This is a genomic window from Colwellia sp. MB02u-14 (assembly GCF_014076915.1).
Lineage (GTDB): Bacteria > Pseudomonadota > Gammaproteobacteria > Enterobacterales > Alteromonadaceae > Colwellia_A.
The window spans coordinates 386,257-412,382 of record NZ_JACGUX010000087.1 but is presented as its reverse complement, the minus strand read 5'-3'; the positions used below and the strand labels follow the sequence as shown (position 1 = coordinate 412,382).

Below are 26,126 nucleotides of genomic sequence, written 5' to 3'. Positions count from 1 at the left end.
AAATTAAAATACAAATTTAAGTAGGAGTGAATGATGAATATATCCGGAAAAAATTTAATCGCGGGCGAATGGTCAGGCGATACAAGCAATGGTTTCTCTGCAATGAATGCTATTACTAATCAAACAATGCATGAAAAGTTTGCTGATGCTAGTGAACAAGAAATTGAACAAGCCATTAGTAAAGCCAATCAAGCCTTTGTGTCTTATAGCCACTTAAGTGCAGAAAAAAGAGCTGTTTTCTTACGCACAATAGGTGAACAAATTCTTGCACTTGGTGATGATTTAGTTGACATCGCTTGTGCTGAAACAGGCTTACCTGCTATGCGTATTCAAGGCGAGCGAGGTCGTACTATAGGTCAACTAGGGCTGTTTGCTGATTTACTTGAAAGTGGTGAATATCAGCCGGTGGTAGATTTAGCTGATGAAAATCGCACACCTTTACCAAAATCAGACACGCGTTTAGGTTACTTACCATTGGGTGCTGTAGCAGTATTTGCGGCGAGCAACTTTCCATTGGCTTTCTCTACGGCTGGTGGCGATACCGCTTCTGCATTAGCAGCAGGCTGCCCAGTCATCATGAAGGCTCATGCAGCGCACCCAGGTACCGCTGAACTTGTGGCACAAGCGATCAGTAAAGCGATTAAAATATGTGGCATAGATGCTGGCGTATTTTCATTGATCCAAGGGAAGAACTACGCGATCTCTCGCCAAATAGTTACGCATCCGTTAATTAAGGCCGTCGGTTTTACTGGCTCTGAACGTGTTGGGATGATTTTACAACGTCAAATTAATGAACGGGCTGAGCCAATTCCATTTTATGGTGAGCTTGGTAGTGTCAATCCACAATTTATTTTAGAAGATAAATTAGCTAACGCAGCAACGGAACTTGCACAAGCGCTGGTTGCATCATTAATGATGGCACAAGGACAATTTTGCACTAGCCCGGGGATTTGGGCTTATGTGACGGATGAAAATACCCCAACATTTGAAAAGTCGGCGGCACAAGCGATCAGTGAAACAAAAGCCGGGGTTATGTTAACGCCAGCAATCGCAGCGTCATATAATCATACTGTCAGTCAATGGCAAAGCCTCACGGGTGTTGAATGTTTAGCACAAGGCCAAGTGGCAGAACCCGAGCAAGCGCACTTTTGTCGTGCGGTATTATTCGCTACCGATTTAACCACCTTTAAAGCTAATCAAACATTACATGAAGAAGTTTTTGGGTCATCAGCGCTTATTGTACGCTGTAAAAACCACGGTGAATTGATGGAATTTATTTCTCTATTAAAAGGTAACCTAACCGCCAGTATTCATGCAAATGAAAAAGATTTACACGTAGCACAACGCGTTGCTTTAGCCGCTGTTCATAAAGTGGGGCGTTTAATTTATAATCAAATGCCTACGGGTGTTGAAGTTTGTGCCGCTATGAATCACGGCGGACCATTCCCTGCCTCAACTCAAATAAGAACGACATCGGTGGGAAGCGAAGCGATTAAACGCTTTCAACGCCCTATTTGCTATCAAAATATGCCCAATGAGCTCTTACCTGCGTTATTGAAAAGGTAAGCTTTTAAAGTTATAACTTTCATTGATAATAAGAATAAGCTGCTAATGTTTATTAGCCGCTTTTTTTTAGCTGATAAACCCTTATAATGTCAGCACACTTTCAAGAGAAGTACTTTATGACCATTGTTTACAAAACCCGAACTCAGTTAGTTGTTGAAACCCTTAGAGAGAAAATTCTAAGTGGCGAAATTCAAGCAGGTCAACCTTTACGCCAAGCGGCATTAGCAGAAGAATTAAATGTTAGTCGTATACCGGTACGTGAAGCGCTATTGCAACTGGAAGCTGAAGGTTTGGTTTCTTTTGAACCGCACAAAGGTGCTACAGCGACTGAGCTGAATGCGAGTCAGGTCGATGAACTATTTGAATTAAGAGCTATGCTCGAAGGTGATTTATTAGCCTCATCAATTCCTAATCTTAGTAATGAAAAGTTAGCAGAAGCTACTGATATTTTGGCAAAATTAGATAAAGCGCTCGGCAAAGAAAATGCGGCTAATACTTGGAGTGAATTAAATTCTGATTACCATAATTGTTTATATTCAGGGGCTAATCGTCCGCAAACTCAAGATTTAGTCAATACCCTAAATAAAAATGCTGACCGTTATATTCGCATGCACTTATTATGGGCAGGCGGTATTTCAAAAGCAGAATCAGAGCACAATGAACTACTCGATTTATGTAAAGCCCGCAACGTTGAAAAGTCTGTGGCTTTGTTGAAGCAACATATTTTAGGTTCTCGTGATGAAATAAAAGCTTTTCTTTGTGCACGTGAACTCGCAGAGGGATGATTTTTACTTAAGCAAATCAAATAAGTAGTGGTGTTTATTGTTTTTACCTTTTATAGGCTTATAGCATAAACCTAACAGCTCTCTTTTTGGTTATTCTTTTTGGTTATATTAAAGCTTTTTCTTATATGGAAACTGTTTGCCGACTATGGCATTATTCTTAACATTATATTGTTATGAAAGTCGGTAAACACCATGAACTTAACTCACTTACAAAAGCTTGAAGCTGAATCTATTCACATAATGCGAGAAGTCGCCGCTGAGTTTGACAACCCTGTCATGCTTTATTCAGTTGGTAAAGACTCTGCGGTTTTACTCCATTTAGCCCGTAAAGCTTTTGCTCCGGGTAAAATTCCTTTCCCATTATTACACGTAGATACTGGTTGGAAATTCAAAGAAATGATCGCATTTCGTGATGAAATGGCGAAAGAGCATGGCTTTGAATTACTTGTTCATAAAAATCCTGAAGGTGTTGCAATGGGTGTGGGGCCATTTACGCATGGCAGTGCAAAACATACCGACATCATGAAAACGCAAGGTTTAAAGCAAGCGCTTAACCAATATGGATTTGATGCCGCTTTTGGTGGAGCACGTCGCGATGAAGAAAAATCTCGCGCTAAAGAACGTGTTTACTCATTTCGTGATAAAAATCATCGCTGGGATCCAAAAAGCCAACGTCCAGAATTATGGAATGTTTATAACGGCAAAGTAAACAAAGGTGAAAGCATTCGTGTCTTTCCATTATCTAATTGGACAGAGCTTGATATTTGGCAATATATCTACCTTGAAGGTATTAAAATTGTGCCACTTTATTTAGCTGAGAAACGCCCTGTCGTTGAACGTGACGGTACCTTGATCATGGTTGACGACGACCGTATGCCTATTGAAGACGGCGAAGAAGTAATGATGAAAAGTGTTCGTTTTAGAACGCTTGGTTGTTACCCATTAACAGGCGCGGTTGAATCAACGGCGACGACGTTACCAGAAATTATTCAAGAAATGTTATTAACCAAGACGTCTGAACGTCAAGGCCGAGTGATCGACCACGATTCATCAGGCTCTATGGAAAAGAAAAAAATGGAAGGTTATTTTTAAGCCAACTTATACAACCTTTTTCACAACATTTTAAATTTGCTTGTCAGTAATATAAGCAATAAAACAGAATTTTATAGGAAGAACCATGAGTCAACAAACAGACTTCGCCGAAACTGATTTATTAGAAACCGATATTGAGTCGTATTTAAAAAAACATGAAAACAAAGAAATGTTACGTTTTTTTACTTGTGGCAGTGTTGACGACGGAAAAAGCACGCTAATTGGCCGTTTACTGCATGACTCAAAAATGATCTTTGAAGATCAACTTGCAGCGATTGAAAACGACAGTAAAAAATCAGGTACTACCGGTGAAGCAATCGACTTAGCCTTACTTGTTGATGGCTTACAATCTGAACGCGAGCAGGGCATTACCATTGATGTGGCTTATCGATACTTCGCTACCGAAAAGCGTAAATTCATTATTGCAGATACTCCTGGCCATGAACAATATACGCGTAATATGGCAACAGGTGCATCAACGTGTGATTTAGCCATTATTTTGATTGATGCCCGATATGGCGTACAAGTACAAACCCGTCGTCATTCATTTATTTGTTCACTACTTGGTGTTAAACACGTATTGGTTGCGGTCAATAAAATGGATTTGGTTGACTATAGTCAAGAGCGTTATCAAGCGATTAAAAAAGAATACCGTGAATTTGCTGACGAATTAAATTTTTCAGACGTCCGTTTTGTGCCTATTTCTGCGTTAAATGGTGATAACGTCGTCGAAGAAAGCGTTAATATGCCTTGGTATCCAGGCGCGACTTTAATGAAGTTATTAAATACGATTAATGTTGAACAAGACGACAGTTTCACTCAATTTAGATTCCAAGTTCAATATGTTAATCGTCCTAACTTAAACTTCCGCGGTTTTGCTGGCACCGTTGGCTCTGGACATATTCGCGTTGGTGATGCAATTGTTGCTCTACCGTCAGGTAAAGAAAGTACAGTTAAATCTATTGTCACGTTTGATGGTGAGTTTGAACGTGCTGATAAAGGCCAAGCCGTTACATTAACACTGACCGATGAAATCGATATTAGTCGTGGCGAGCTCATCGTAAAGAAAGGCAGCTTACCTATTTCTAATAAGCAATTGAATGCTAATGTTGTTTGGATGCATGAAGATGAATTAGAAGTGGGTCGTGAATTTTATATTAAACACGGCAGTAAAATGACCACAGGTCATGCGATTAGTTTTGAACATAAGTTTGATGTCAATACCATGGAGCGATCGCCAACGTCACAACTGGCATTAAATGAAATTGGGTCAGTAAATTTTGAAGTTGCACAAGCATTACATTTTGATGCTTATGACGATAATAAATCGTCAGGTGCTTTCATTATTATTGACCGTTTAAGTAACTTAACCGTCGGCGCAGGTATGATCACTAAAGCGGTAGATGATGAGAATAAAGAAAATTACTCAGTTTTTGAACTTGAATTTAATACCTTGGTTCGTAAGCACTTTCCACACTGGGGCGCTCGAGATATCCTTAAAGGATAATTACGAGTAGTTCAATAAATAAACGATCAGCGGCCTAGTCATGTTGATACTGAAAAACAGGTTTATTGTTTTGCAATAAACCTTATTACTTGTCTTTGTATTGGTGAGTTCAGTATGGCGGTTTTAGTATCCACATCTCGTGTTAATAACATAATAAGTTAATCAAAAAGGAAAGTATGTGTTAACGATGCAGTGGTTGATGTTATTGATCTTTATCGCAACCTTTATTGGATTGATAAAGTATCAACAAACACCTGAAAAGGTTTTTGCGTTATCATTACTCGCTTGTTTAGCAACAGGTTTAGTTTCAGCGGACGTTGTACTCAACAATGTGGTTAACCCGGGGTTAGTGACTCTAGTGTTACTGGTTCTTTGTTCATTTGCGTTCGAACGTACCAGCGTTTTGCGTCGTATATCAGTTATTATGATTAAAGGCTCTCCCTTTAAATCTACCTTTAAAACCTTGCTTTACACTGCCTTCGCTTCGGCATTAATGAATAATACCGCTGTGGTTGCTGCACTTATTTCAACCATCAAAAAAAACACCCTAATTAAGCCCAGTAAACTCCTATTACCCGTCTCTTATGCCGCAATATTGGGTGGTACGTTAACCTTAGTGGGTACGTCAACTAACCTTATTGTAAATTCGCTCTTTATTGAACAAGGCGCCAACAGTCTAGGTTTTTTTGATTTTACCTTCATTGGCTTTAGTGCTTTTGTCATCTGTTTACTGGTTATTCTTGCAACGCAACATTTATTACCAAACCTTGACGTCGAAAATTTTTCTGCTGACCAATACCTTCTTGAAGCGGAAGTCTCTCAATCTTCAAAACTTGTGGGCATCACGATTGAAGGGAACGGGCTACGAAATTTAGATTCTTTATTCCTTGCGGAAATAGTGCGTGGCGGACGATTAATTTCGCCTGTTTGCCCTGATGAAATTATTCAAGCAAGTGACAAACTTATTTTTACTGGCGATATATCTAAAGTATTGACACTACAGCAATTTGACGGTTTAACCTTATTTGCTGAAAAAGACGGTCTGTTGCGTGACAACCTTACCGAAGTGTTAATTAAACCTGACTCTGCTGTTATCGGCAAAAATCTAAAAAAAGCAGGCTTTCGTGCTCGTTTTGATGCCGCTGTAGTGGCGATACGCCGTGAAGGCACTCAGCTATCAGGCAAGTTAGGCGACATTACAATACAGTCAGGTGATTTTTTAGTATTAGCTGTTGGTAATGACTTTAGTGCTCGCACAAATTTATCAAAAAACTTTTTTATTCTTTCTGGTCACAAACCTGACAATATGCTCTCAGGGTGGCGTGATTCATTAACTGTCTTTGGGTTTTTAGTCACCATTGCTTGCTCTGTTATGACTAATATTGCGCTATTAAAATGCTTAATGTTTTATATCGCTATATTAGTACTCTCTGGCTGTTTAACAGTAAATGAAATAAAACGTCGATTTCCCCTAGAAATATGGATGGTAGTTTTAGGCGCACTTACCTTAGCTAAAGCTTTTGAAACCAGCGGTATCGCAGCGTTACTTGCACAGCAAATAGAGTTGTTATTGCAGGGGAAAAGTGCATATTTAGCCATGGTTTGTATTTTTATTATCACGTTATTAATGACAGAAATTATAACGAATAGTGCTGCAGCGGCATTAGTTTTTCCTATCGCCTATAGTATTGCATTAGGACTAGGGGTAAACCCGCTACCTTTTGTCATGGCGGTGGCTTTTGGCGCAAGTGGTAGTTTTATCAGCCCTTATGGCTATCAAACGAATATGATGGTTTTTAATGCGGGAAACTATCGCTTAATTGATGTGGTAAAATTTGGTTTACCCGTATCAATAGCTTACTCGATTGTTGTGTTGTTAATGATACCTGTCGTTTTCCCGTTTTAATGGTTATTCTGAAAAAAACTTAGGATAACAAACAGAAAAAAGTAGGATTTTTATGAAAACAGAAAATACCGTTTGGCACGAGCAGCAAGTAACAAAAGAGCAACGAGCTCAGCTGAAAAAACAGAAGCCTTGTTTATTATGGTATACGGGGCTAAGTGGCTCAGGAAAATCAACAGTAGCCAATGCTGTTGACGCGTTGTTGTTCAAACGAGGATGCCATACTTATTTACTTGATGGTGATAATGTTCGCCACGGTTTAAATGGCGATCTAGCCTTTAGTGATGCTGACAGAGTTGAAAATATTCGCCGCATCAGTGAAGTCGCTAAACTTTTTATCGACTCAGGTACTATTGTGTCTACGGCATTCATTTCTCCATTTGCACAAGACCGAAAAATGGCGGCTGACAAGTTAGCGCCAGGAGAATTTATTGAAGTCTATATTGATACTCCTATTGACGTTTGCGAGCAGCGCGACCCCAAAGGCCTCTATAAAATGGCGCGTGCAGGTGAAATAAAAGACTTTACCGGAATAAGTTCAGGTTACGATATACCGGAATCTCCAGCTATACATGTGAAAACCGCAGAAAAATCAATTCAAGTGTGTGCAGAGCAAATCGTCAACCATCTCCTAGCAGAAGGTTTTGTTCATGCATTATGATGTTTTTAATGGCGATGCAGATGGCATTATTGCTTTAGTGCAATTACGCTTAGCCCAGCCCAAAAAATCAACGTTGATAACGGGAGTGAAGCGAGATATTAGCTTATTAAAGCAAGTACCTGTTGCGGCAACAACATCGGTTACCGTGCTTGATATTTCCATGGAAAAAAATAGTGATGCATTAGCTATGTTGCTAGAAAATAACATCGACATTTTCTATGTTGACCATCATCGCTCGGGAGATATCCCGCAATCAAAAAAATTAACTGCGCTGATCAATACTGATGCCAATACCTGCACCAGCTTATTAATGAACGACTACCTCAAAGGTCAATTTGCTAATTGGGCAATTACCGCGGCCTATGGTGACAACATGAATGAGTCTGCGACGAAACTAGCCGCGCAGCAAGGTTTGTCAGTACAGCAACAAAAACAACTCAAAGCGCTCGGTATTTACATTAATTATAATGGCTACGGGCGTACCGTTGACGATTTACATATTGCACCCGCTGATCTATTCAATGCTTGTCTGGCATTTGAAGACCCTTTAGCGCTAATTAATGCGCCTGATTCTATTTTTACTCAATTAGCGGCTGCCTATAAAGCTGATATGGCGCAAGCACAATCAGCTGAAATATTAGCCGACAACGATGTTTGTAAAGTTGTACTGCTAGCCGATGAGGCTTGGTCACGCCGGGTGAGTGGTGTTTTTGGCAATGAACTAGCGAACTTATCACCTAATAAAGCTCATGCTGTACTTACCTTGAATGAAACGGATACCTTAAATATGCAAGCCACTTATACGGTAAGTTTACGTGCACCTTTGCACAATAAACAAGGTGCTGACAGTGTTTGTGTACAATTTCCTACGGGGGGAGGACGAGCTGGCGCCGCAGGGATTAACCAATTACCTAAAGAAATACTTGGTAAGTTTATCGCGACAGTGTCAGAATATTACGCATAGTATTGTTATGACAAATATTGTCATTCCCATCACGCTGAACTTATTTGAGCATGATGTTATCAAGATCTAGCATCTATTTATAAAAGGACTAAAAATGAGTTTATTGATCACTGGCGGTACAGGGTATATTGGCAGTCATACTGTTGTTGAGTTACTTAAATTAGATAAAGATATTGTCATCGTTGATAACTTATCAAATTCATCTACCTTAGTCCTTGATCGCGTTAAAGCGATTACGGGGAAAACAGTAACCTTCATTAAAGCAGATATTTGCGATGAAGCTGCGCTTGATGCTGTTTTTAAAGCGCATAACATTGAAGCCGTTGTACATTTTGCCGGTTTAAAGGCGGTTGGCGAGTCCAACGAAATACCACTGAGTTATTATCAGAATAATGTTTCAGGCTCTGTAACGTTATTTCAAGTAATGGCAAAACATGGCGTAAAAAACTTGGTTTTCAGCTCATCAGCAACCGTTTACGGTGAAAACAACCCTTCACCGTTAGATGAAACCATGCCCACATCTGCGACCAACCCTTATGGCCAAACTAAGTTAATGGTCGAACATATTCTTTTCGATCTCGCTAAAAGTGATAGCGAATGGTCAATTGCTTGTTTACGTTACTTTAATCCGATTGGCGCACATGAATCAGGGACTATTGGTGAAAACCCTAACGGTATTCCTAACAACTTATTACCCTATGTAGCACAAGTGGCAGTAGGGCGTTTACCTCAACTACAAGTGTTTGGTGATGATTACGACACGCCAGACGGCACGGGTGTTCGCGATTATATTCATGTGGTAGATTTAGCGATTGGTCATGTTAAAGCGTTAGAGAGTTTAACGAAAATACAAGGTTGTAAAGCGATTAATATCGGTACGGGGAATGGGACTTCGGTATTAGAAATAGTGAATACGTTTAAAGAAATTAGTGGCCAAGATATTGCGTATAAAGTTGTACCGCGCCGCGCGGGTGATATTGGCACTGTTTACGCTGATACCTCAATAGCAAATAATTTATTAGGTTGGCAAGCAACACGTAATTTACATACGATGATCACTGATACTTGGCGCTGGCAATCACAAAACCCCAATGGGTTCGAGTAAGTTAACTTATTCAGTGAACCGCGGTTTTAAGCATTGCACATCAAACTAAAAATCACTAAAGTAGCGGCCTTAATTGCCGCTATTTTTTTTGTTGGAATTGGTCTTCATTACACTTATGCACGCTGTACATAAACTTCATCATTATCGTATGAGTCTGAGCACGACGACTTACAAGTCTCGTGGGCAACGTGTTATACGTTGTGACTTATGTCGTCTAGCAAAACCTCATTGTATTTGTTCATATTCGCCAAAATCTACCAGTAATGCTGGTTTTTTATTATTGATGTATGACACAGAAGTACTAAAACCGAGTAATACAGGCAAGTTAATTGCTGATGTCGTGCCAGATACCTTTGCATTTCTTTGGTCAAGAACTAAAGAAAATAAAGAAATGTTAGCCATTTTAAACGACGAGCAATGGCAACCTTATGTTGTTTTTCCACAACAGTATGCACAGGCTGAACGTGAGGTTTTTTGTAATGAAATGACCATACCTTCAGGTAAAAGACCACTCTTTGTTATGTTGGACGGTTGCTGGCGTGAAGCGAAAAAAATGTTTCGTAAAAGCCCTTACTTGAACCAGTTTCCCATTGCGGCTTTTGACCCACATTTACTTGACGAAGCAGCTAATACCTCTCGCTATCAAATACGCATTGCCGAAGAAAACTATCAGTTTGCTACCGCAGAAGTTGCCGCAAGAATGTTAGCAATGGCAGAAGAGCCAGTAAACGCAAAATTATTAGATCAATGGTTTGATATGTTCAGTTTTCAGTATCAAAAAAGTGTTTGCCAGAAAAATAGAGGTAACCCCAAAGCCTTAGAAGACTATTTAGACTTTACTGAGCAAAAGGGGATTAAATTAAAAGCAACACCGTAGGGTAATACAACTAATATCATTAATTCGTTTCGGTATTCACTGTTTCGGTATATAATGCGTCCGCGAATTTAATTAGGGTGATTTATGAGAATATGTGGTGTTGAATTAAAAGGTAATGATGCAATTATTTGTATTATGTCACGTGAAAACGGTTTGTATGATATTCCGCAAACGCGTGTGCAAAAACTATCTTTAGTAGATGCAGGTGATTCCGAAGCAGTGCAACACTTTCAATTTACCTTTGCTAAATTGATGGAAGACTATCACGTTGATAAAGTAGTTATCCGTGGTCGTGCTTTAAAAGGTAAATTTTCAGGTGGACCGATCGGCTTTAAATTAGAAGCGTGTATTCAACTTATAAAAGAACTACAAGTAGAAATTATTGCGGGTAGTTTTGTTAAAAAAACCCTGGTAAGAAGTCAAATAGATATTGATTTTCGTGATACCGGCTTGAAGCAATACCAAGAGCCCGCCTTTGATACTGTTTTTGCTTTTTTTGAAAGTGACCCTTACATGAAATAAGCGTTACTTTTAGCTTAAGATAATAAAAACCCCAGTAAGTTTGCACTTACTGGGGTTTTTACGTTTACGGCGAACAATATGATGTGGTGCTAAGAGCCTAATAAATATGCTTCAAATGTGCTAACAAATAAAATGAAGAGAAACGTTATCAGTCACTTTTGTTAATAACCGTTAATAACGCCGCAATAAGTTCATGGGTGCTAGATTTAATATCGGCAGAATTTTTTTTCTTAATATGGGACTCTAAGCTCATTGCGACTCGTGTTATGTTGTTATAACCAAACATTTGTGCGGCTCCAGCTAGTTTATGTGCTTGTTTAGCAAGTGCATCATTATCATTCGTTTGGTTCAACAATATGAAGTTTTTATGTTCTGCAATTAAACCCACTTCAAATTTAGCAACCAAATCAGATATATAAATACTGCTATGAGTTAGCGAGCTATTGTCTTCGTGGCTGGTATTGACAGGCGGTTCAAAATACTTGGCTATAGTATTGATAAAGTTTTGTCGCTCAAAAGGCTTAGCTTGAAATCCATTAAATCCTAGCGCTAAGTATTGTTCTAGCTCTTTGGCTAAGGTATTTGCTGTTAATGCTATAATCGGTACCTCACAAGATCTAGCTCTTAGAATTTTTATCGCTTGTATACCATCCATTTTTGGCATCTGAATATCAAGTAAGATTAAATCAGGTTTATTTTTAAAGTAAGACTCTATTACTTCGTAGCCATTTGTCGCTGTATAAACCTCAAAACCTAGTCCGGTCAGTAGTCTACTCATTAAATGCCTATTATCATCATGGTCTTCGGCCAATAAAATAGCGCCACTGAAGGTCTTCTTTGTTACTTCGAATTCTTTTACAATCTCAGTTGAACTGGTGGGAGTGAACGGTAATATCAACGTAAAAATACTGCCCTGACCTATCTCACTTTCAACATCGATTATTCCCCCCATGAAGTCTGCTAATTTTTCAGATAAATTTAACCCTAAACCTGAGCCACCAAAGCGCCGACTAATGCTGGTATCTGCTTGCGTAAAGGCGTCAAACACTTTTCTTAATTGTTCATTACTGATACCTATACCTGTATCACGTATTTTGAAGGTTAATTCGTTGATATGATTATAATGCTGCGCGTATATTTCAATAGCAATATCCCCTTTTTCAGTAAACTTAATGGCATTTGAACAAAGGTTAATAAGGATTTGCTTTAAACGAAAGCCATCAATATTGATCATAAAAGGGGAGGGTAAAGTATGGTATATAGTAAAATTTAAACCCTTAGATTTAGCTTGTTCTGAGAAAATATTTTTAATGTCGACAAGTATTTGTATGAGATCTAAGGCCGTTATTTCTAATTCAAATTTATTTGCCTCTATTTTGCTTAAATCTAGGGTGTCATTCAATAAGCTCAATAAATGCAAGCTATTATTATAAATGACTTTTATGCCATCAGCACTGTTATCAATATCACCATGTAATATCGCTTCAGTTTGGCCAATAATAGAGGTTAAAGGTGTTCTTATCTCGTGGCTCATATTCGCTAAGAATTGAGATTTAACTTCATTCGCTTTAATAACCTTTTTCGATTCTTGTTTGATTGAAGCCGTTTGTGTGGAAACTTGGTGCTCTAATTGCCGAATAAGGTCACGTTCAAAAATAGCTTTTTTGTGATGAGCCCTAACAAAAAAGACTAATATGATCAAAGATGAGATGAAATATAAGATATATGCCCACCAAGAGTTCCAGAACGGTGGTAGGACGGTTATTTTAAGTGAAACACCTTCTTCATTCCAAATACCATCAGGGTTGCTTGCTTTTACTCTTAGTAAGTATTCACCATCAGATAGATTGGTGTACGTTGCTCGGCGATTTTTATAATCAGTCATTATCCAATGGTCATCAAAACCTTCAAGCTTGTATGCATATTGATTTTTTTTGGGGGCTGAAAAATGTAAAGCACTAAACTCAAACGCTACTAAATTTTCTTTGTGGGTTAAAGTGATTGCTGATGTTGCATGGATCCCTTTCTCCAAAAAAAATGTACCATCTTCAGGTTTCGCCTTATTCTTATTGTGTTCTTTATTGACATCGATAGCGACTGATTGATTCAACAATAGCATTTCGGTGAAAACGACCACAGGTTTATTGTTATCCTGAATTAGCTTATCAGGAAAAAATCGATTAAAACCATTAATGCCGCCAAAAAACAATTCGCCACTGTCACTCTTATAAGAAGCGCGAGCATTAAATTCATTACTTTGTAAGCCATCGCCAACATCATAATTTTTAAACGTTTTAGACTTGGGGTTAAAGTGAGATAAGCCTTGATTAGTACTTATCCATAAATAACCTTGCTCATCAATCTCTATTGCATAAATGGTGCTATCAGGTAATCCGTCCTCTTCAGTAAAACGTACAAACTTCCCCGACTTCATATCCATAAGGTTGAGGCCATTCATGGTGCCTACCCAAAGGTTACCCTCATCATCTAAAGCTATTGAGCTAATATAATTATGACTTAAACTGCTTGGTTGAGTCATATCATGACGATAATGAGTAAATACTTCAGTCTTAGGATTGAAATAATTAAGGCCTTCAGCAGTAGCCACCCAAAGATTTTTTTGGCTATCTTCAGTTATTGCTAAAACATGGTTATGGCTCAAACTGTTTAAATTAACTTCACTATGCTGATAGGTCCTGAATTTTGCAGTTTTAGGGAGAAAATAATCTAGGCCATTAGCTGTTCCTACCCAAAGATTATTTTGGCTGTCTTCCGTTATTGCTTTGATACCTCTGCTACCTAAACTGTCTGAATTATCCAAATTATGCCGATACGTACTGAATACTTCAGTGTTGAGGGTGAATTTATTTAATGCACTTCTAGTGCTAAACCAAATATTGCCTTGGTGATCTTTAGTTATCGCGTTAACCCAGTTATTACTTACATTGTCTGGACTAGTTTCATTGATACTATAATGCTCAAACTGCTGAGTTTTTTTATTAAAGCGATTAATGCCTTCTGAATCAACCCCCACCCAAAGATTACCTTGCTGGTCTTCAACGATAGCAGCAACCCAATTATTACTTAAGCTTGCGGGGGTAAGGATATCTCGACGGTAATGACCAAACTGTTCTATTTTTGGATTGAAGCGGCTAAGACCCGCTTTATTAGTGCCTGACCATATATTACCTTCTCTGTCCTCTAAAATAGCCATAACATTGCCAGAGCCTAAGCTATTTATATTGGCCTCTTCATGACGGTAATAGGTGAAAACTTCAGTTTCAAGGTTCATTCTATTTAATGCTATACTTGTCCCAATCCAAAGGTTGCCATTTTTATCAGCCGCTAACGTTAAAACTACGCCATCGCTTAAACTATTAGCATTATTAGCCTTATGGCGGTAATGAGTAAATCGCTCAGTTTGCAGATTAAATCGATTTAAGCCGTTTTCAGTAATCATCCAAAGATCATTTTGCCTATCGGTAATTATTGACCAAACTGTTCCTTGAGTTATGCTATTGGGGTCGTTAGCGTTGTGAAAGTAATGAGTAAATTGCTCAGTTTTTGTATTAAAGCGACTAAGACCAGCATGAGTGCCAACCCAAATTTCGCCATTATTATCCTCTAATATTGCCCAGACATTATTATGGCTTAAACTCTTTGGATTATTTATATTATATCTATAATGAGTAAACTGCTCTGTTTTTGAATCAAAACGATTAAGTCCGCCCCGAGTACCAATCCAGATATTACCTGAGCGGTCTTGCGTTATTGCATTGACAACATCATGGCTTAAGCTCTTTGGATTGTTAGCATTGTGACGAAAGCGATTAAACTGTTCCGTTCTCGGATTAAAGTGATTAAGTCCAAGTTCTGTACCTATCCAGAGGTTAGCACTTCTATCTTCAAATATAGTGCGAATTACATTGCCTGTTAGTGAGTTCTGATTTTTACCACTATGTTTAAATACTTTAAACGTATAGCCGTCAAAACGTGCTAACCCGTTGGAAGTCCCTGCCCATATGAAGCCTTGTCTGTCTTGTAGTATTTGATTTACATCACTTTGTGGTAGTCCATCTTCAATAGATAGACGCTCAAACCGAGTCGATTGCACCGCAGCGAATGAAACGCAGGAAGGGAAAAGTATCAGCAAAAATAAAAACAGCGAGGGCTTTATTTTACGGTTATTGAAAATAATACTCATTTTTACAACACCTTTCAATATGAGTAATACAGCAGATTTTAACTTCATAATTGGGGGGTAACTTTAGTGAGCTATATGGCGTTGAAAGAATATTATTATTACATTATTAGGTTATAAACAATATAAATAAACTTTTATTAAAAATTTAAAACTGGACGTTATCCCACAAAAGAAAATAGTAGTGAGTATGATATCAGCATGTAAATATAAGCACATAGCGTTTTTTAGCGACTATAAAACGCTATGTCAGTTAATCTCTTTTTTAGTTGTAAATCGTCATGCTGGTACTCATATAAATGTAGTATCAGCATGACGGAGTCTTAAATAACGGATATTAATAATACTGCTGTTAACGTTATTTAGTTGTCGTTAAACCACGACGGTCAAGCAAAGGTTGAACTTTAGGGTCTTGACCTCTAAAACGACGGTACATTATTGCTGGGTCTTCACTACCACCGGGCTCTAAGATATGCTTACGGTATAAATCTGCAGTTTTCTCATCGAATATGCCATTTTCTTTAAACGCTAACCAAGTATCTGCATCATAGATATTCGACCAAATGTAGCCGTAATAACCTGATGAATAACCGCCAGAGAATATATGAGAAAAGTAACCGGTTCTATAACGAGGTGATATCTCTTTGATTAAGCCAATTTCTGATAAGACCTTTTTCTCGAATACCGCTGCATCTTGTAATTCAGCCGTTTCTAAAGAATGCCAGCTCATATCAAGCAAAGCGGCACCAAGGTATTCTGTGGTACCAAAACCTTGATTAAACTTTCCTGAAGCTTGAATTTTCTCAACCAGCTCCATTGGGATCACTTCGCCTGTTTTGTAGTGTTTAGCAAAGTTTGCTAATACTTCTGGCTCTGTCATCCAATTTTCCATCACTTGTGATGGGTACTCAACATAGTCACGCGGTAAAGCAGTACCTGTTTGAGAGCGATAATAACCATTAGACAATAACCCTTGAATAGCATGGCCAAATTCATGGAATAAGGTTGAGGCTTGGTCAAAGGTTAATAATGTCGGTGTATCACCAACAGGACGAGGGTAGTTCAATACATTGTAAATAATAGGAGTAACTTCTTCACCATACATACGGTGTTGCTTACGGAAACTGCTCATCCAAGCACCACCACGTTTACTTTCGCGCACGTAATGATCAGTCATATAAATACCAACATAGCTGCCGTCTTTATCAAAGACTTCAAAGGTACGTACATCTTCATGGTATTTAGGTAAGTCGTTACGTTCTTTAAACGTTACGCCCCACAGTTTTTCAGCAGTGAAGAAAATACCTTGTAAAGTCCCTTCAAGTGAAAAATAAGGCTTAGTTTCAGCGGCGTCGATGTCGTAACGAGCTTTGCGAATTTTTTCGGAGTAAAACCACCAATCCCATGCTTCTACTTCGATTTTTGCGCCTTGTTGATTCGCCAGTTTTTGTATATCGGCTGACTCTTCTTTTGCTCTTGCTAAAGCGGCTGGCCAAACCTGATTTAATAAACCAAAAACGTTTTCTGGTGTTTTGGCTGTTGCATTTTCAAGAACAAAATGAGCATGCGTTTTATAACCGAGTAACTGCGCTTTTTTGTAACGTAAGCTTGCTGTTTCTGCAGCAATTTTTTTGTTATCAAACGCGTCGTCATTATTGCCGCGCATGGTGTAACCTTTATATAAATTTTCACGTAATTTGCGGTTAGTTGCATAGGTTAAGAACGGGTTTTTGCTGGGACGATGTGTAGTAAACACCCATTTACCATCATAGCCTCGCTCTGTTGCGGTAACAGCAGCAGCCGCAATAATATCGCTGGGCAAACCGTCTAAGTCAGCTTTGTTATCAATAACCATTTCAAAGCTGTTAGTTTCGTGTAATAAATTTTCACCAAACTTTAAGCTTAATTCACTTAATTGTGTATTAAGCTGGCGTAACTTTACTTTATCAGCATCTGACAAGTTAGCACCACCACGGACAAAACCTTTGTAGGTCTTTTCAAGTAAGGTTAATTCGTTTACTTTTAAGTTCAGCTGATCTTTTTTGTCATAAACCACTTTTACACGTGCAAATAATTTAGCATTAAGATTAATATCGTCGTTTAACGCTGATAATTGTGGTGATACAGCTTTGGCAATACTACGCATTTCTTCGTCAGACATTGATCCCGTTAAGCCATAAAACACATTGCTTACTCGGTTGAGAAAGTCACCTGACTTTTCCATGGCTTCAATAGTATTTGTGAATGTTGCTTCACTTGTCGCATTCGCAATGACAGCAATTTCTTTTTTATTATCGATGATGCTTTGTTCGAAAGCAGGTAAGTAATCACTTTTTTGAATTTGATCAAAAGGAGGAATGCCGTGTGGTGTCGTAAACTCACTAAACAATAGATTTACATGTTCAGCTTGCTGAGTTGTTTGTTTACTTTTTTGAGCTTTACTGGTGTTGCTGTCGTTTGATTGACAACCCGCTAATGCAATAGCAATGGCAAGAGGGGCTAATAAGCGCTTCTTCATAAATGACCTTTTATTAAATGTTGGTAAATAAAATGACTTTGTTAATCCATCATCAACAAAGTTAATAGACTGATTCTATGTTGCACTTCGCCAAGCTACAAGACGCAGCACATTTAAAAACGGTGAGTAACTGATTAATAAAGCTGAATTGTTAAGTTGTCAGCTTTTACCTTGATTATTTTTGTAAAATACAGAATAAGATAAATAAGTAGGCTTTAGTGGAAATAAAAATCCCGTGCGAGCACAGGATTACATAAGTGCAATATATAGCTGAGTTTAATCAGGAATATAATCAAGTACCAAGCTATTTTCAGTCGAATTGTAGTGAATTATTCGCTGGTAGTTTGGCGATATATAACTGTCAACAGAACCGGCAGTATATCCGACAGTAAATAAAGCTTGTTGGTTTTCATCATATTTACTGAGAATAAAAAAGCCACTACTATCGAAACGATAGAAATAACTATTATTAGCCGAGTCAATGGCTACGTTAACCGTTCGAATACTCGCTCGCAAAACGCCTTGGTCAGTAAAACTTGTACCATCAAAAGTTGTCCACTCTGAAGTGGTACTCGCTGTATAAAGATCTGTACCACGACTACTGGTGACTATATTTGATAAAACGCCACTATAAGCGCTGTTAATATTTTCATTACTGGCGATTTGTTGAACACTTTCAGCAGTAAAGGCATTGTACGCTAAAGTATATTGTAGCAATGCTGAAGTGTTAGCGTTATAAGCAATAACATGATTACTTGCTGGTATGTCATAGATAATGGGTGAATTGAAAGTATTTTCTCTATCCCAAAACTGCACCGCTAAGGCTAAGTTTGCATATTCTAACGCTTGGCTGATAACAATGGCTTTACCGGCGACCATCGCGATAGTTTTAGGCCTAAATTGTAGATCTATGCTAGCTGCTGGCAGTAAGTTAATACTGAAATCGTTAAGGTTTATTTGATAATGATTAATACGCTTTTGTGGCTGTCCATTTTCATCGTTGTAATTTTCACTATTTGAAGCTAACAACAGTGTGCCATTTGGGTGAATAACCAAGTCGGTTAAGTCAACACCGCCAAGCGGTGAATTAATCGTTGTTATTGCAGCGCCAGTAATAATATTAAACACTTTTACCACATCACCTTGGCCGATATAAATATTAGGACGAAGCGGGTCTAATACGACAGCTGAGGTATTAGGTGTAATATCAGTGATAACAATTTCACTGATGCTTGTTGTGTCAAAATCGCCTTTTTCAAAGCTGACTTTTATTGTACCCTTGAGGCTTTCAGAACTATTGACGGGTGCTAAGGTGATTTCGCCATAGTACAAACCATTAGTCGTTATTTTACTTGGATCAGCGTCGATCGCTAGGGTATTATTAACGGTATCAGCCGTTAACGTTAACCAATTAACATTACTTTGTGCTTGCCAAGCTACCGTACTGGATTTATTGGTGACAATATCTACCGTATGACTGAGCGTTGACTTGTCCGCTTGTGAAGTAAAAGTTAATGCTGAAGCGTTACTGAATAACCTTATTTCATCAACCGCTAACTCAACCACTACTTGTACATTGATACCTGTCTCTGGGTCGGTAATAGTAATGATACCGGTAAATAAACCCCAACCGGTGATCTCCTTTGAGTCAATGGAAATGACAAGCGTTTTGCTCTCTTCCGTTGTTGTTTGGGTAAAGGATAACCATGAAACATCTGTCGTTGCTTGCCATGAATCACTCACGCCTGAAATAGTCAATTCCTGGCTAGCAACGCTGGCATTGCCTAAGGTAGTATTAAAGGACAACTGAGATGCAGACACATCAAACAGCGCTAAAGTTACCATTTCTATTTGAGTACTATTTACCGCGTTCACTAACAAGCGTTTATTATCAGATGAAATATCAATGCTGGTGGGCTGTTGTCCCTGAGTTTCAATGGTAGCAGTCAGTGCTGATGCTTGGTTGTAAACATTCACAACGAAGCCGCTAGCGGGAACAAAACGAAGATAATGGGCAAAATTGTTATTCGACTTTTCAACAAATAACGTCGTTGCACCGTCTGCTTGGTTGAGTAATCCCATATCGGTAAAAGCGGTGCCATCAAAGCTAATGTGTTCACTTGTTGGGCTAATAAGATAAAGCGCCGTTTCGTTATTATTAACGACAAAGCTTGAAATACTATCGGCTTCAGCTAACCGTTCTGGTTTATATTCATGGGTTGAGGTAGTAATGATTTTATCTTGACTAAAGTCATTAATTTTTGCGTTATAGCGCTTTAAGGTTGCTGTTTGAAAGTCTAGTGCATATAAAGCTTCTGTTTCACTGGCTTGGTCAATGGTTGCCGTGAAAAAGATATTCTCACGATCCCAAAATAAGCGTTGCAACTCTTCATCTGCATATTCAAGTGTTTGCGTGACAATAAAGTATCGGCCAGAAAATTGTACGTAACGGCTAGGTTCAAACTCTATGGTTGGTGATGCAATTTCAGTAAAACTATAATCGCTTAAATTGATATTATAACGATGAACAACTTCAGTGGTGGTTTCGTCTTCATTGATAACAACTTCAAGCGCTTTTGCGAGTAATTTACTACCGTCAGGATGAACAATAAATTGCTCAAGTAGGGTGTTATCAGGAGCGATAGCGATGGTTGCAATTAATTCACCACTATATTGTTGATAAACAAGTAAGTTGTTTTCTGAGCCAACATAAAAGTAGGGCATGTTAGGTGCTGCTATCACGGTATCGATATTTGCGGCTATGTCCGTGATAACTTTAGTTTCTGTTTGCTCAGCACTTTGAAATAATGATACCGGTAGAACATGCCCAATAACAACTTCATTTTCAATGGCATTGAGGGTTATTTCAGTTTGACTTATTGCCGCTACCGGCATGGCATTAACATCAACAGCAACCTTGAGAAAGTCATTGTCGAGTTTTGTTAAGGTTAACCAGGTTGAGGCGGAACTTGCTTGCCAATTTATTTCAGCGCTGCTGTTGGTACTGACTTTGATGGTTTGCTCAAGCACTGAAATATTCGCGGTTGACGTAAAAGCCAAGCTGGCTTGGTTGGCATACAAATACTGATTATCTAAACCAACTTCAACAGGGATTAGCTTAGTATCACCCGTTGTTGTTTCGGTGAGTATAATATTTCCGCTTGCTAACTGCGCGGCAGTAAAACTGCTAATATTCGGGGTAACGGTGACCGTTGCATCACCTGAGCCCAAAGATATGTCAAACGTTATCCAGTCAATATCACTGCTTAACTGCCAGTTATTACTCTCACTGGTGATAGCGATTGTTTGGCTAGGAATGCTGACATCACCAAAGGTGCCACGAAAACTGACCAGCTCAGTATCTATATTTGCTTGCCAAATAAGTAATGAAACGTTGATGTCATGATGCACTAAGGTTGCGCCATTATCAGAGAGTTCGCCAGTTGAAAAACGCAGCTTTGTGACGTATTCACCTAAATTAATTTGGTCTGCTTGGGTTAAATCAATATGAACAGTGGCAGAATTGCTGGTTAGGTTTTCAGTTCTAAAGGCTAGCCAGCCCACAGGTTGGGAGTCAGGGGCATAACCCACTAATAAACCGTCGCCAGCAAAAGTAACATTAACGGTTATTGAATCGTCAAACTCAGTAATTATCTCATTGCTAAAGCTAATCGTTGAAACATCAGCGTTAATGGCGTAATTTTTTGATTTATCATTAGAACCACCACAGGCAGAAAGCAATAATGTCATACAAAAAATGGTAAAAGTTTGACTGAGGTTCTTAAAATATACCTTCATACAGATCCCTGTTGATTTGCTGATTATCTATAAACGTAACGCTTACTTTATAACAACTTATTCTGCGTGATTATTCACTCAAAGTAAAAACTTAATTATTCATGCGAAAAGCAAATAGTGAACACTATGATTATGCGTTAATTTAGCGTTAAAATAAGAGAAAAAATGTCTTTAAAGGTAATTATTCATTGAATAAAGCAATTTTACATTGTTCGGTAGATATTCTCTCCCGTCGCGAGCATTCTGATCAAGAGTTAATGGAAAAACTCAAATTACGTGAACACAGTGAAGATGAAATTACGCCAGTTCTTGAATACTGAATTGAAAAAAACTATTTGAGTGGGCAACACTTTGCCTAATGCTTGTTTGGTAATCGTCTCAATAAAGGTTATGGTTGGCTTTATATCAGTAATGAATTGGCACAAAAAGGTGTTTGTGACAGTATTATAGTTGAACTGAACAAAAAGCCACAAATTGGTTGGTATCTTCAAGCCGAGCTTGCGTATAATAAACGTATTGGCAAAGTATGATTAAAGACCAAAAAGACCAAAAAGACCCAAAAGACCAAAAAGACAAAATAAAACGCATTCGATTTATGCAGTATCGAGGTTTCTCTCCTGATGAAATCATACCGCTGATTAAAGATACTCGTAACGATTAAACGAATAAAATTCAAGAATTAACTTTTCAGAGAGTGAACGTTCCCATGATTAAAACTAGTGCCCAATTACGTCAAACATTTTTAGACTTTTATGCGTCGAAGCAACATCAAATTGTTCCAAGTAGTTCATTAGTTCCAGGTAATGACGCGACGTTATTATTTACCAATGCGGGCATGGTTCCTTTTAAGGATGTTTTTCTGGGGGGGGAGAGCCGAAGTTATACCCGTGCGACTTCTTCGCAACGTTGTGTTCGTGCCGGTGGTAAACATAATGACCTAGAGAATGTTGGCTATACGGCCCGTCACCATACTTTCTTTGAAATGCTAGGAAACTTTAGTTTTGGTGACTATTTCAAAGAAGATGCTATACGTTTTGCATGGGAATTTTTGACCACTAAATTAGCGTTACCTAAAGAAAAATTATTAGTAACTGTTTATGACAGCGATGAAGAAGCTTTTGCTTTTTGGCGTGATGAAATTGGTATTCCGGTAGAAAAAATTATTCGTATTGGCGATAAGTCGCCAGATAAAAAATACGAGTCTGATAACTTTTGGTCAATGGGTGATACTGGGCCATGTGGCCCTTGCTCTGAAATATTTTATGATCACGGTGAAAATATTTTTGGTGGACCTCCTGGCTCACCCGATGAAGATGGCGACCGCTTCATTGAAATATGGAACTTAGTTTTTATGCAGTACAATCGCCATGCTGACGGTACCATGGAAAACTTACCAAAACCTTCTGTTGATACAGGCATGGGCTTAGAGCGCATTTCAGCGATAATGCAAGGCGTGCATAGCAATTATGAAATTGATATTTTTCAAGGATTAATTAAAGATACGGCTGAGTTACTGCAATGTAATGATTTAGAACATAAATCTTTGCGTGTTATTGCGGACCATATTCGTTCATGTAGCTTTCTAATCGCCGATGGTGTTATGCCTTCAAACGAAGGTCGCGGGTATGTATTACGTCGCATTATTCGACGTGCTGTCCGTCATGGTCATAAATTAGAAGCGAAATCACACTTTTTTCATAAACTAGTCGCCTCACTAGGCAAGCAAATGGGTGAAGCCTACCCTGAGCTGATTAGTCAACAAGCGGTTATTGAAAAAATATTACGTATTGAAGAAGAGCAATTTGGCCGTACCCTTGATCGCGGTATGCTCTTACTTGAAGATATTTTAGCTCGTCTTAAAGGCGATACTATTTCAGGCGAGGATACCTTTAAGCTTTATGACACCTATGGTTTTCCTGCTGACTTAACTGCAGATATTGCTCGCGAGCGTCAATTGAAAGTCGATCACAATGGCTTTGATATAGCCATGGGCCTGCAGCGTGAACGTGCTCAGCAAGCGAGTCAGTTCGGTTCTAATTATAATGATCAGCTTAAATCTGATCACAACACAGAGTTTAAAGGTTATACCCGTAATGAATTTTCTTCAACAATTGTCGAGTTATTCAATAGTGAAACGTCGGTTGTTGAATTAAAAGCAGGCGAGCAGGGCATTGTTATTTTAGACAAAACGCCTTTTTATGCAGAGTCGGGTGGTCAGGCAGGCGACCAAGGTGTTCTTCATATTGATGATGGGATTTTTGAAGTACATGATACGACTAAAATGGGTAATGCCTTTGCTCATAAAGGTATTGCACGTGCTGATTTAGGCGTAAATCGTCGTGTAAAAGCTGAAATAAATATTGAACGACGTGCCGCTATTGTTAAAAATCACACCGCTACCCATATTCTTCATGCGGCATTACGTAGCGTCTTGGGTGAACATGTTACGCAAAAAGGTTCGTTATGTGATGCTGAAAAGTTACGTTTTGATTTTTCTCATTTTGAGGGGGTAACACCAACAGAGCTACAAACTGTCGAACGTTTAGTCAATCAACAAATACGTAATAATTTAGCACGTGAAACTGAATTAATGCAGATAGATGACGCTAAAGAAAAAGGCGCGATGGCATTGTTTGGTGAAAAATATGATGATGAAGTACGTGTTGTTACTTTAGGCGGCTTCTCAACAGAACTTTGTGGCGGTGTTCATGTTGAGCGTACTGGCGATATAGGGTTTGTTAAAATAGTTTCTGAGTCAGGAATAGCTGCTGGCGTGCGCAGAATCGAAGCAGTTTCTGGTGAGTGTGCACTTGCTTTCACTGAGCAGCAAGGATCAAATATAGCTTTGATTGCTTCTATGGTGAAATCTGATATTGCTAATATGCCTGGGAAAGTTGAACAATTAATAAGTCGTGGTAAGCAACTCGAAAAAGAAATTCAAATCCTAAAACAGCAAGTGGCGGCTCAAGCCGGTTCTGATTTAATCAGTGAGGCTGTAGATGTTAATGGTGTAAAAGTACTTATTGCAGATTTAGCGGGCGTAGAGTCTAAAGCGCTTCGTGGCATGATGGATGAACTCAAAAATAAAATGGGTTCAGGTATTATTCTCTTAGGCACAGCATCAGAGGGGAAAGTGGGTTTAATCGCGGGTGTTACCAAAGATCTAACCGGACAAGTAAAAGCGGGTGATTTAGTTAACACAGCAGCTCAACACGTTGGGGGTAAAGGTGGAGGACGTCCAGATATGGCTCAAGCAGGGGGGACTCAGCCTGAGAATCTAACATTAGCACTAGACGCTGCGAAAGCATGGTTAACTGATAAACTATCGTAATATGATACTCAGCTAATATTTCATTAAGGAGCTCTTTAGCTCCTTTTTTGATGGGAAATCTTTTAAATAGCGAAGTAGGTTACAAAAATGTTAATGTAACCTTAGCTAACGTTACCTATAATATTAATAATAACAAATAGTTATAAAAATATTATAAAAATCTATTTATTGCTTGAATAAGCTTGCTAGAATGCCAATATTGGTTATAAGTACAAAGTTAATAACTCGTTATCACTTGTGGTAATAAAATCTTTGTAAATAGCAGTAAAACTGAGTATTAGTGAACTTAAGTAACTATTTTCTACAAAGTTTTTAATTTTTATTATGTACTTTTACCAAAATTAAACTAAATTTATTACTAGCTTATAATTTTTTAGTGGACTGGCTTTTAAACATAAAGGATATTTAGGATGTTAATTTTAACTCGTAGGGTTGGTGAAACGTTAATGATCGGTGATGAAGTTACCGTTACTGTTTTAGGCGTAAAAGGTAATCAGGTTCGCATTGGTGTAAATGCACCAAAAGAAATATCTGTTCACCGTGAAGAAATTTACATGCGCATACAAGCAGAGAAAACAGGAAGTGATAATAGCGAAGGGGAAACAGAAGCAGGTAACAAATTTTAGCTTTGTTAATTACTGTCGTTAAAAAAAGTCGGCAAAAGCCGACTTTTTTAATGGCTAAAAATTAATTTATTTTTACTTAATTTATTGAACAATACCATTTTAAGCATGAATAATAGCCTTGTTGGTTGAATTCCCAGCAAACAGTTCTAAAACTATAGAAAAATTGAAAAAAATGTTTGACTTATTTTCTCGATCCATTAGTATTCGCACCCACTGGAGATGTGACCGAGAGGTTGAAGACACTCACCCGTTAAGGGAGTATCTGGTTAATAGCCTGATAGAGCGTTTTATATAGTATGCATGTTAAATACATACCATAACTCTGTAGTAAGGAAGTAAAAATGGAGAGCTGTCCGAGTGGCCGAAGGAGCTCCCCTGCTAAGGGAGTAACGGCTTTAAATCCGTTCGAGAGTTCGAATCTCTCGCTCTCCGCCATTACTTTTATCATGGGTAACTTTGATAAGAATAGTAAACGCAAAGAAATTTGCTATCTTTAGACTAAGATATAAAAAATAGTTCATGTGAGGGCGCGTAGCTCAGCTGGATAGAGTACCTGGCTACGAACCAGGCGGTCGCAGGTTCGACTCCTGCCGCGCCCACCATTCTTCTTTATTGAATTGTGGAATAAGCAAATATCAAGGCTTATAAAATTAATGGATATTATCTTTGA

The 26,126-nt window shown here is 38.5% G+C and carries 18 protein-coding genes and 2 tRNA genes; 17 read left to right on the top strand and 3 right to left on the bottom strand.

Annotation, left to right across the window (positions count from 1 at the left end):
* Positions 1-30: 30 nt before the first annotated feature.
* The 10 genes from H4J52_RS18190 (at position 31) to H4J52_RS18145 (ending at position 10,982) form a co-directional block, all read left to right on the top strand.
* Positions 31-1,566: an aldehyde dehydrogenase (NADP(+)) gene (locus tag H4J52_RS18190; protein WP_310649593.1), complete on the top strand. Its 1,536-nt coding sequence runs from the start codon at positions 31-33 to the stop codon at positions 1,564-1,566.
* Between the two features lie 116 nt (positions 1,567-1,682).
* On the top strand, positions 1,683-2,351 hold the full coding sequence (locus H4J52_RS18185) for a GntR family transcriptional regulator (protein ID WP_182181852.1): 669 nt from the start codon (positions 1,683-1,685) through the stop codon (positions 2,349-2,351).
* Between the two features lie 192 nt (positions 2,352-2,543).
* Positions 2,544-3,443, top strand: coding sequence for a sulfate adenylyltransferase subunit CysD (gene cysD / locus H4J52_RS18180; RefSeq protein ID WP_182181853.1), 900 nt, complete (start codon positions 2,544-2,546; stop codon positions 3,441-3,443).
* Positions 3,444-3,528: 85 nt separating this feature from the next.
* A complete protein-coding gene (cysN, locus tag H4J52_RS18175) occupies positions 3,529-4,950 on the top strand; it encodes a sulfate adenylyltransferase subunit CysN (protein ID WP_182225348.1) in 1,422 nt (473 codons plus the stop codon).
* Between the two features lie 187 nt (positions 4,951-5,137).
* Positions 5,138-6,856: an SLC13 family permease gene (locus H4J52_RS18170; RefSeq protein WP_220461111.1), complete on the top strand. Its 1,719-nt coding sequence runs from the start codon at positions 5,138-5,140 to the stop codon at positions 6,854-6,856.
* Between the two features lie 52 nt (positions 6,857-6,908).
* Positions 6,909-7,514 carry an adenylyl-sulfate kinase gene (gene cysC, locus H4J52_RS18165; protein ID WP_182181856.1) on the top strand — a complete coding sequence of 202 codons (606 nt, stop codon included), beginning with the start codon at positions 6,909-6,911 and terminating at the stop codon, positions 7,512-7,514.
* A complete protein-coding gene (locus H4J52_RS18160; RefSeq protein ID WP_182181857.1) occupies positions 7,504-8,478 on the top strand; it encodes a DHH family phosphoesterase in 975 nt (324 codons plus the stop codon). The genes cysC and H4J52_RS18160 overlap by 11 nt, the downstream gene beginning before the upstream one ends.
* A gap of 94 nt (positions 8,479-8,572) precedes the next feature.
* Positions 8,573-9,583: a UDP-glucose 4-epimerase GalE gene (gene galE / locus H4J52_RS18155; protein WP_182225346.1), complete on the top strand. Its 1,011-nt coding sequence runs from the start codon at positions 8,573-8,575 to the stop codon at positions 9,581-9,583.
* 115 nt (positions 9,584-9,698) lie between these two features.
* Positions 9,699-10,460: a tRNA-uridine aminocarboxypropyltransferase gene (locus H4J52_RS18150; protein WP_182225345.1), complete on the top strand. Its 762-nt coding sequence runs from the start codon at positions 9,699-9,701 to the stop codon at positions 10,458-10,460.
* An 84-nt stretch (positions 10,461-10,544) separates the two neighbouring features.
* Complete coding sequence (locus tag H4J52_RS18145) at positions 10,545-10,982, top strand: DUF3010 family protein (protein WP_182181860.1); 438 nt, start codon at positions 10,545-10,547, stop codon at positions 10,980-10,982.
* Positions 10,983-11,130: 148 nt separating this feature from the next.
* Here the strand turns inward: H4J52_RS18145 and H4J52_RS18140 are convergent, their stop codons facing one another.
* The 3 genes from H4J52_RS18140 to H4J52_RS18130 form a co-directional block, all read right to left on the bottom strand.
* The gene (locus H4J52_RS18140) at positions 11,131-15,186 is read right to left on the bottom strand and encodes a hybrid sensor histidine kinase/response regulator (RefSeq protein WP_182225344.1); all 4,056 of its coding nucleotides are present in this window, start codon (positions 15,184-15,186) and stop codon (positions 11,131-11,133) included.
* A 355-nt stretch (positions 15,187-15,541) separates the two neighbouring features.
* The gene (locus H4J52_RS18135) at positions 15,542-17,701 is read right to left on the bottom strand and encodes a M3 family metallopeptidase (protein ID WP_182225343.1); all 2,160 of its coding nucleotides are present in this window, start codon (positions 17,699-17,701) and stop codon (positions 15,542-15,544) included.
* A gap of 276 nt (positions 17,702-17,977) precedes the next feature.
* Positions 17,978-21,499, bottom strand: a complete 3,522-nt coding sequence (locus tag H4J52_RS18130) for a BACON domain-containing protein (RefSeq protein WP_182225342.1) — start codon at positions 21,497-21,499, stop codon at positions 17,978-17,980.
* Positions 21,500-21,687: 188 nt separating this feature from the next.
* Here H4J52_RS18130 and H4J52_RS20165 point away from each other — a divergent pair, with 188 nt between their 5' ends.
* From H4J52_RS20165 to H4J52_RS18105, 7 genes are all read left to right on the top strand, one after another.
* Positions 21,688-21,819 (top strand): hypothetical protein, encoded by a 132-nt coding sequence (locus H4J52_RS20165; RefSeq protein ID WP_259367884.1) that lies wholly within the window; start codon positions 21,688-21,690, stop codon positions 21,817-21,819.
* Between the two features lie 42 nt (positions 21,820-21,861).
* A complete protein-coding gene (locus H4J52_RS19710) occupies positions 21,862-22,029 on the top strand; it encodes a hypothetical protein (protein ID WP_182250275.1) in 168 nt (55 codons plus the stop codon).
* Positions 22,026-22,160, top strand: a complete 135-nt coding sequence (locus H4J52_RS18125; RefSeq protein WP_182188775.1) for a RecX family transcriptional regulator — start codon at positions 22,026-22,028, stop codon at positions 22,158-22,160. Before H4J52_RS19710 ends, H4J52_RS18125 begins: the two co-directional genes overlap by 4 nt.
* Before the next feature lie 45 nt (positions 22,161-22,205).
* Positions 22,206-24,830 (top strand): alanine--tRNA ligase, encoded by a 2,625-nt coding sequence (gene alaS / locus H4J52_RS18120; RefSeq protein ID WP_182223328.1) that lies wholly within the window; start codon positions 22,206-22,208, stop codon positions 24,828-24,830.
* A 410-nt stretch (positions 24,831-25,240) separates the two neighbouring features.
* Entirely contained in the window at positions 25,241-25,456 is a 216-nt protein-coding gene (csrA, locus tag H4J52_RS18115) for a carbon storage regulator CsrA (protein ID WP_182225341.1), read from the top strand.
* A 343-nt stretch (positions 25,457-25,799) separates the two neighbouring features.
* Positions 25,800-25,891, top strand: a tRNA-Ser gene (locus H4J52_RS18110).
* A gap of 90 nt (positions 25,892-25,981) precedes the next feature.
* Positions 25,982-26,058: transfer RNA gene (locus H4J52_RS18105), tRNA-Arg, on the top strand.
* The last annotated feature ends 68 nt before the right edge of the window (positions 26,059-26,126 follow it).